The following is a 9,019-nucleotide window of genomic DNA, read 5'->3' on the forward strand; positions in this document are numbered from 1 at the left end:
AGTGAAATACCCCTTCGACGGAACCCACCCGTAAGACTTCGGCGAAGAAGCCGGCATCGACCGTATGCGACTAACTGAAGTTGACAAACATTAAAAAGTAATCGTCTAATAAAAAGCTACTTCCTGAGACAACTCAATCTTTATTTATCTGTTTCAGTAAACGCCCCATTTAAGGAGCAGATGCATGAATACTTCTTCGTCTCAGGCGGGAGCCTATTCATGAACGTTTCCTCGTCTCAAGCGGGAGCCTATTTTGAGATTATTAGTTTCAGGTGCAGGAAATAAAAAATTATTTAAGCATCCAGCAGAATACGTATATCAGTTGATCAGAAGTAGCGTTACTAACCAGAGCCTACAACCTTGATCCAGTAAGGTCAACATTATCCATAATCATGAAAAATAGTCTACTTTTCGGGGCGATCATGCTGATGTTAAATGCCCCTTCAGTGGCCCAAAGCCGCTTCTCCCTAGCATCGGCCTATTGGTTCAAGTATAATCCCTACTCCTCTCAAGCGACTTATACCTACAATGGATCGACAACCCAAATTCTAGCTTCGGGCTACAGCATCGTTTCTTCATTTGGTTTGACGGCACGCTACCGGTTTAATCCTCGGTGGGATGTCTCCATCGGTGCACTTTATTATCGTGACGCTAATCATAACAAAAGTCCACAGGGTCCCTATGGCGATTTTTCCCCCTTCATCAGCAAAGGATGGCAATTACCCCTTTTAGTGAACTACCGATTGACGGACCGGCGTTTATCTCCCTATTTCTCTACCGGGGTCATTTTTGCCCGGAGTAACACGTTTACCGGACGGCCCATCACCACTGATGGGGTAGTGGGTGTTGGGTTGATCTACCGACTTGATGCAGGCTTATCGTTGCTGGTTCAACCTACCGCCAGCTACAGCTTCTACCGCCCCGCCAGTGATGCAGTCTATAGCCTCACGCAATACAGCTCTTATAGTTTGGGCCTACAAACACAGTTGATTTGGTCTTTTTGAGCCTCGTCGTAACCTCAAATTACGGATTCACGCACCGTCGCGCTCCAGCAGGTGGATGGACGCGCCTTCATCTCACTTTGAGGAGCGTTTTTATAAGACGTTCAATTTCACTAGCTGTATAACCTAGTTTGTAGCCTGTATCCATTGTTTACTTTATTCGGTCTTACAACCTGTCCCTACTTAGCCCTCCATAGCCTAGGCACAAAAAAGCCTGCCCTCACTGATGGCAGGCTTTCCGCTTCTATCCACACCAATTGATTCATCCTAAAATGAACCTATGATATTGGCAAGATAAAACAAGAACCGATTATCTGGGTACGCGTCGGCAACAACTACTTCCTTTTGGCACATACTGGTCAAAATAGGCTGGTAATTGGTCAGTTCGCTATAGTTCACAACCGAGTAAAACCAGCATTAGTTGAAACGGTTGTTTTTAATACCTGTCCAACGCCATCAGTAGCATACGGTTAGTCAATTGGGTCGCTATGACCGCTGGTGTCATGCTTCTCAGCGTGGTGTTCCGCAGCCGCCTGTGCGTGTTGGTCGGCTAAATTGTGATGGCCGTAGGCCACATAAGCCTCGTGGGCTTCTTTTTCGTGATCACCGGCTTCATGAAGCTGCTGGGCATGCTCGTGGTATTCAGCCGCCTTGCGAAAGTGATAAGCGGCTTCTTTATGATGTTCGTGCGCCATAACTGTAGGTTTTGGGTACTGCTAGTCGCTTAATAACCCGCGCCTACCCTGAATGTTTGACTATCCGACACTCCAGGGGTATTTGTTGCAAACGGGCGAAATTATCGCTGGGCCGCGCCACGGTGGCCGCCGTGGCGGTTCTAAAGGGAATTTATAGTTTGTAACGATTAGTCCTTCATCTTACGTAAGGGAGGATATTTTAAGACTTCAAGGGTTAGGACGGTTAACGCCAATTACGTTGTGTCTAGGAAAAGGTAGCAAGTCCAAGTCATCATTCTAAGCCCGGTGGAAGACCTCACCCTATTAAGTGCGGATCAACTCCGAGAGCAGATTCAGTCGTTGCAAACGCAAACTACTACCTCTTAGTCTTTACTACGATTACCTCGACATTGTGTCGAAGTACTGACTAATAGCCAATCAGTGTCGGAAAAGGTTACCACTCTGTCATAGTTCACCGTGGTTTTTTTTCTATCATCTGTTTGACAGGCATTGCCTACTTACTGGCGATTCGTTATCTTGATTCAACTTTTAATGTATTGATTATGAACTCATTTGTGAAACCCTATAAAGCTTCCGCTTGCCTTGCCAATGCGTCGCAGCAAACGAGCCAATCAGGAAAACCGTTTGAAGATGGGCGGGCAATAACGGCTTTTCAACGAGGATTGCAAGAAAACATTAATAACAGGGTCACTCAACCCAACGCCATAAATGGGGTTATCCAAAGGCCCATTCGAGTGGGCACCAATACGCTCGAGGATCCATACACCAAAAGTTACGAGGAAATGCTAGCGTTCCAAAAGAAAATAGAAATGGATACTAAGCAGGAGGATAACGATAGTGACGACCTGAATAGGCTGTCGGATATACTAAAAATAAGAAAGAAGGAATCAAAGAACAAAGCGATCGAGTATTACTATTTTGACTGTGATGAAGAAGGCCACCAAGCAACGCTCGAAGAGGTTATTAAAAATCATAATAAACGAGTAGATATACAAACGGTAAATCAACTAATGGAGCAATTCAAAATTGTTGAATTCGACGATTTTGAGTTTACCTGTGAAGATGAAGATCACAAAGACTATATCAAAGTACTTCTTGAGCAACAGAATCCGGAAATTAAAGCGGCACTCGTTGAGCGGGACAGGTTAATACTGAATAGAAAGGAGCTGAATCTAGAACACCAAATAACCGAACTAACAGCTGATGATAGGGATGAAGTAATTGCCTCACTCAAGGATTGGCTGGCTTACGCTAGAGCCAAGGAAAAGGACCATTCGAAGGCTTATTGGGCCCTCAAGTCACAAAAGGATGATTCGATTGAGACCGATCCAGAGGCCTATTACAACGAGACATCGGTAGGCGGTCTACGAAGTACCATTAAAAAACAACATGAGCTCGACAGTGACTTCTCAGGTGCGGCAAGTGAAATTAAAAAGATCCTGGAGGCCTTAGAGAGCTTAAGTGAATCCTTTTATTTAGTCGCGAGAAAAAATGGTCAAGTTCAAGGGTTGTTAGAGAAAGTTGGGAAAGAAGATGGCTATATTTCAAACATTGCCATCAATCCTGACAACATACAACCCCGTGAAGGAAAAGAGTCAGTAAAGAACACCTTGAAAGATCTGCTCAAGTCCTGTATGGCCTTAAATTTAGAAACCGAAAAGAAACCGATTACCCTCTATGCCTTGTCGGATCGAGTTAAAAAGATTTACGATCACTACGGGTTCCGAGTCACTAATTATAAAAAAGAGGAACTTGAGCGGCCAACCGTTGAGCGAGTTCCGGTCGGGGCCAGAAAATGGCGCACCCATCAAGGCTATCTGGAGACCCACACGCCTAAAGGGCAGCAGCCAACCGAAAAAGCCAAACAAAAAGGGGTATGGAAGAACGAGAGTAATATGCGGATAAGTGTGGATCAACAAGAAAAATTCTTAAAAAAATAAGTAGTCTATCAATCTAGTTTGACCAGCACCAATCACGCTCACTTCATGATTAGATAACATATGCTGAGTAAAGGCAAAGCCGGGTAAAACTTGTTGCCAAGCGCTTATCATCTGGCTGGGTGCTAGCCGGAGGGGTGCTGGCCCACTCAACGACTCATAGTCGAGCAAGACCTCATTAGCAAACAAATCTTGGCACGATTGCCATTCTTGCCGATCGGTGGTGTTGAAGAGGGCATTGACGGTTTGGATGACGTCGAATTGAAGCTGCATCAAATTTACTGGCGATTCCCTATAAGGTTGGCATAAACGTGATTTATACTATTCTATTCTCAGGTAAGTGGACGTCCACAAAGAGCACATCCGGCTTAAGAGAGGGTAGCTGATCAAATGCCTCAACCGGATTGGTAAAAACGGCAAGTACCCGTAGAGACGATAAACGCCCAAGGCTTTGCACGAACGCCTGCTGAGCGAGTAGCTCGTCTTCAACAACTACACAGGTCAATATCCGTAGCATAAGCTTCTGCGGCTAAAACTCTCACTATTCGTTGGCTACAGTGTGGCACCTCTGAAATCGGCTATGAAAGTAGCCAATAACTCCAGGACAGCGAATGAGTGTATCTACACGAACGTACCACTCCGGCGGCGGTCCGGCGCTACAGTAGGAATGCGACTATAGATCTGATCTCGTACAGCTAATAGTGATGTACCTATCTATATCATCAAAAGAGGATTCGTGAGAAGTTATAGGCCGGTGGTAAGCGGTTACAATTTTATCCGCATTACAACAAATGAATAGCCTTTTAAATCTACCTTGAGTCGCTTATTTTGAACGTTTACAATCGATTCTATAGGGGCAATGATAGCCGGTGATGTAAAGCTGTTCTCGGCTTCCAGGTCGTTGTTTTGCAACATTATTACTTTAGCCGTTAAAGGTAGTTTCCGAAGCCCATCGATGTTTGCTTCGATAGATTGGGCTTTGCCACCCGCATTCACCACTTTAACAATCAATTCGCTGGCGGCTTTGTCTAAAGTAGCTGAGGCATACAGGCTGTCCTGACCGGTAACGGGTAACTTATTTTTGTCCAGCATCGGCACAACCTGGTTGCCTTTGTTGGCCCCAAATAACTGCTGAACATAGTAGTTGGGCGTCGCCATTACGCCTAGATTGTCGAACCAGATCAGGTCTGGCTTCCATTGCCAGCCATCAACATGGGCCAACAGGGGCGCATAGGAAGCCATTTGAACAATATCTGCATTGCGTTCCAAGCCGGTCATGTAGGCGGCTTCTGCCAGCGCTGTTCGCCAGTTGTTCTTATTGGTAGGGTTGGTCATGCCCACACTTTGGGCCGCATATTCGCCCACAAACACTTTCGTCGTCGAGCTTCGGTCGTAGTGATCATATCGCCCAGCGTTTTGCAAAAACCATTGGGGCGCGCTGTAATTGTGTTCATCTACGATGTCTACCTTCAGCTTTCGTAAATCGGCATTGGTCGTCTCGAACATCTCGCCCGAGGAAAGTAAGCCGGTACTACCCACCAGTTTAACCGAGGGATACTGCCTTTGGATGGCCTGCTGGAAGCGTTTAAACCGCTCGACGTAGGGTAGCCCAAAGTTTTCATTGCCCACCCCTAGCATCTTTAACTGGAAGGGAGCCGGATGACCCAGATCGGCTCGTAGTTTTCCCCACGGGGTAGACCCATCGCCATTGGCAAACTCAATCAGGTCCAAGGCATCCTGTACATACGGATCCAGACTTTCTAGAGGTATCAGTTCGGCCGTATTGACCTGACAGGCCATGCCGCAATTAAGAATAGGGAGTGGTTCGGCCCCAATATCTTCACAGAGTTGAAAGTACTCCAGGAAGCCTAAACCAAAGGATTGAAAATAATCGGGTACGGGTCGCGTTTTCACTTCATTATTCCACCGATTGATGATCAGTTTTCGCTCCTCGAGCGGTCCAATGGTTTTTTTCCATTGATAGCGTTGGGCAAGGTCCCGCCCTTCGACGATACACCCACCAGGAAAGCGAACGAACCCCGGCTTCATATCAGCCAGCATCTGCACTAGATCGGCCCGCAAACCCCCTTTACGACCCTTCCAGGTATCCGTTGGAAATAACGAGATCATGTCCAGATCAACGATCCCACTGCCTTCAAACCAGAGCCGCAGGTTGGCTTTTGGTTCGGTGGCCAAGGCCGTCAAACTCATCTCGACTTTGTGCCACCGATTATCGGTTTGCTCAGGGGCTAGTACAGCTGAGCCAATAATGTCGCCTTTCTCCGTAATGAGCTCAGCATGCAGCATTGCGGTTGCCGTTTGCTGGCGATAGAATACCGAAAACTCATAGCGCAAATTCTTTTTGATACCCATGCCCCGGAACCCTTCGTTGGTCAGACTGAGCTCCCCTTTTTTGGTCTTATGAAGGGCAACGCGAATGAATCGGGGGTTTGTAGCAGCTTTATCGGGTTGATTGATCAGCTGAATATCGGACCCGAAATAGAAGCCATACATCACGTCTTTGGCACTGTTGATTTTCCAGCCCATCAGGGGCGTATCAAATTCAAAGGAGCGATTTTTAACCAATTCGGCATACAAGCCCCCATCCGCTCCTAGATTAATGTCTTCAAAAAATAGGCCCCACATGGTCGACGCTACGGTTGCGGTTGGCTTATTGGCTTGAATGGTAAAAGTGATCTTGTTTTGAGCCCATAAATTGCTCACAAACCCAGAAAGGAGTAAAGTAAGAATTATATTTTTCACGATTAACACCATATATAAGCAGGAATAACTTAAATGTGTATTATACAGACAATTAGACAGAAATAAAATTTATTGTAGAAATAATGGCAGTTGTATTTGTTTTTTGGAGAAGAGATAGGCAAAATCTATTAAGTATTTCATAAAACGCCCCATTTACGGACATGAGAATCGCATACGTCTCAGGTGGGAGCGTTTTTGTAAGACAGTTATATAGGCAACATTATTGTACAGTATATCCAACTACTTAGAGACCAAAATCCATAGCAGTCTGTAAAAGCTGCTTTTACGTTTCGTTAACGTTCTTTTACAGGTCATTAACAGACGACAGGATAAAACCTTTTAGCTTTGCTGAAATCCTTGAAAATAAAAGGCAGGCCCTAAACGAATCTGTTGATCATGATATAGATTTCTTTTAATTAAATCTACAAAAAATATGAAAAAAATCATCTATGCGCTGATCGTACCGCTGGTTGTAGTAAGCGGACTAGTATTGGCTAATCGTGAAAGTAAACATGAAGCGTCTAAAAAGTCAACCTCAAAGCCACTCTCTGCTGCTGAAAGGAAAGCTGCATTGAAAAAATGGGAGGCTACCCCTGATGGTATAAAGTACAAAAAATGGGAAGCCTCTCCCGAAGGTAATAAAGTGTATGCCGGTGAAGCTAACATAAGGAAGCATATAAATGCTTTTACCAATATGGAGGCTGTTGTAACCTCTCTTTCTCTTCCGCCAGGCTCACGAGTAGGTTTTGGAGTGATGGTCAGGATTAATGGTGACGATTATATTCTTAGTTTTGGGCCGGAAACGTCTGACAAGAATTTTTTGAACGTTAATAATGAATTTCAGCCATTGCATAGCCTGAAAGTTAACGACAAACTAATTTTAAGGAGCCATTGGGTATCGCACGCGCCCAAGTATTCATATCCAATAGTATCGGGCGACTATGTAGAACGAGAGAGTAAACTAATTTATAAACGTGTCCCTCGCCAAGGCGGCTGCTAAGTAAATTATGAAATACGTATGCTACGGATAGTAGTTGACAGTGAGTAAGCAATGCCGTCCAATTAAATACCTGATTCGAGAAGCAGATACACGAACGCCCCTCGGTCTCATACGAGAGCATTATTTGAGAATTTCCCTTTTATACTGGAAAGGCCACTGCCGCTTCACCTGTAGCATACGGCTATTTCAGTTCCTGAATTGCTTTATTGGCCTTCTCATTGGACGTGTCCAAAGCCAATGACTTCTCATAGTAGCGGATGGCGGTTTGTTTATCCCCTTTCAACTTATAAGCCTCCCCTAAGCTGTTGTAGGTGACAACCGAATGGGGGTAGTACTCTTCATTTAGCTTGAACAGCTGTAGGGCTTTATCAACTTGCTTCTGACTTTGAAGCAGAAAATGACCCATCTGGTTGATTACCTTACCAGGTGGTAATACAAAAGTACCCAATCGTTCAGTAAATCGTTTATAATGACTAACGATGCTCATACGACCTTGGTCAAGAAAGGTTTGGATCGGAAATTCGTAGCCATTAAAGACAAATAGCAACCCATCCCGAAAACTTTGGAGGGGAACTGAATAGTGATTCTCCTGAGGATAAAACATATACTGGTGAGCCAAGTGCTTGGATTGGTTACCGATTAAGAGGGCTCGGAACGTATCAAATGCGTTGCCTCTCAATCCAATGTGTTGACCTGGCTCAAAAGGATTATTGGCTTGGGCCAAAAACAGCGTCGATGTAACCGATTGATTGCTAGTTAGAATAGGAGTTGCCTTTTTGATCACTGCGTTTTGGCCCCAAGTAAGAGTGGGATCAATGGCGATGTAAGCTTGAAAGGCGCGTTGCTGCAAAAAACAATTGAGGACAAATAGACCGGCCAGTGAATGACCTACTAATACCCGATAGGTCAACGTTCGATACTGTTGGTCAATCTGGGGGAGTAATTCGCTTTCTAAGAAGGTTAAAAAGTTGTCTTTTTGTCCCCCTAGACCGGTAGTCATATCACGCGTTCGAGCAGTATTAACAACCGCCACGACAATCATTTCGGGTATTTGTTCGGTTTCACCGGCACTCATGAATTGAATCATGGAACTGGCAAAGCGAAAATTGTTATCGGCATCCAGCAGGATCAACACCGGGTATTTCTTGTCGGTATAGACTTCATCCTTCTGATAAGAGGCAGGCAGATTAATGAAGTAATGTCTTTCCTCACCCAGTACTCGAGAGATCAATGTATGTTCTGAGCCAATACTGACGGTTCCTATTGGCTGACTCTGACTCGTGAAACTTAGCAGAAGAAAAAGGAGTAAACAGAAACGGTTGGATCGCATGAGTCCAGTTTAATTAGTACTTTTATCTAGCCAAAGTACAAAACTTGTGGCTAAATATTTGTGGATTCACGGTTTCACCAAACCCCATTTTGAGAAGCTGATACATGATGACACCTTCGTCTCATGAAGGAGGGTAATAAGAGACAGGTGAAAATTATAGAAAATAACCCAAGAGAACGACCTAACATAATCGTCACTCGTTCAAAATTAGTCGAACGATAATAAGTGATATGAGGGCTAAGTCAAGAGATAAGAAATTGATTATGGATTTTCTTAAATGGATGCATCATTAA

8 protein-coding genes are annotated in these 9,019 nt (G+C 44.6%); 3 read left to right on the forward strand and 5 right to left on the reverse strand.

Annotated elements, in window-relative coordinates; all coding sequences use genetic code 11:
• Positions 1 to 392 precede the first annotated feature (392 nt).
• Entirely contained in the window at positions 393 to 1,004 is a 612-nt protein-coding gene (locus ACFS25_RS26210) for a porin family protein (protein WP_381507122.1), read from the forward strand.
• A gap of 467 nt (positions 1,005 to 1,471) precedes the next feature.
• Here the strand turns inward: ACFS25_RS26210 and ACFS25_RS26215 are convergent, their stop codons facing one another.
• Positions 1,472 to 1,696 (reverse strand): hypothetical protein, encoded by a 225-nt coding sequence (locus tag ACFS25_RS26215; protein ID WP_381507125.1) that lies wholly within the window; start codon positions 1,694 to 1,696, stop codon positions 1,472 to 1,474.
• A 479-nt stretch (positions 1,697 to 2,175) separates the two neighbouring features.
• Here ACFS25_RS26215 and ACFS25_RS26220 point away from each other — a divergent pair, with 479 nt between their 5' ends.
• On the forward strand, positions 2,176 to 3,636 hold the full coding sequence (locus ACFS25_RS26220) for a hypothetical protein (protein WP_381507128.1): 1,461 nt from the start codon (positions 2,176 to 2,178) through the stop codon (positions 3,634 to 3,636).
• Here the strand turns inward: ACFS25_RS26220 and ACFS25_RS26225 are convergent.
• The 3 genes from ACFS25_RS26225 to ACFS25_RS26235 all read right to left on the reverse strand — a co-directional run bounded on the left by ACFS25_RS26225 (position 3,625) and on the right by ACFS25_RS26235 (position 6,396).
• A complete protein-coding gene (locus ACFS25_RS26225; protein ID WP_381507131.1) occupies positions 3,625 to 3,906 on the reverse strand; it encodes a nuclear transport factor 2 family protein in 282 nt (93 codons plus the stop codon). The genes ACFS25_RS26220 and ACFS25_RS26225 overlap by 12 nt on opposite strands.
• Positions 3,907 to 3,949: 43 nt before the next feature.
• Complete coding sequence (locus tag ACFS25_RS26230; protein WP_381507133.1) at positions 3,950 to 4,150, reverse strand: hypothetical protein; 201 nt, start codon at positions 4,148 to 4,150, stop codon at positions 3,950 to 3,952.
• 248 nt (positions 4,151 to 4,398) lie between these two features.
• The gene (locus tag ACFS25_RS26235; protein WP_381507136.1) at positions 4,399 to 6,396 is read right to left on the reverse strand and encodes an alpha-L-arabinofuranosidase C-terminal domain-containing protein; all 1,998 of its coding nucleotides are present in this window, start codon (positions 6,394 to 6,396) and stop codon (positions 4,399 to 4,401) included.
• 433 nt (positions 6,397 to 6,829) lie between these two features.
• Here ACFS25_RS26235 and ACFS25_RS26240 point away from each other — a divergent pair, with 433 nt between their 5' ends.
• Entirely contained in the window at positions 6,830 to 7,396 is a 567-nt protein-coding gene (locus ACFS25_RS26240; RefSeq protein WP_381507139.1) for a hypothetical protein, read from the forward strand.
• A gap of 181 nt (positions 7,397 to 7,577) precedes the next feature.
• On the opposite strand, the gene ACFS25_RS26245 is transcribed toward ACFS25_RS26240, so the two are convergent.
• Positions 7,578 to 8,726, reverse strand: a complete 1,149-nt coding sequence (locus ACFS25_RS26245) for an alpha/beta hydrolase-fold protein (protein WP_381507142.1) — start codon at positions 8,724 to 8,726, stop codon at positions 7,578 to 7,580.
• Between the last annotated feature and the right edge of the window lie 293 nt (positions 8,727 to 9,019).

The organism is Spirosoma flavum, from assembly GCF_042686045.1.
Lineage (GTDB): Bacteria > Bacteroidota > Bacteroidia > Cytophagales > Spirosomataceae > Spirosoma > Spirosoma flavum.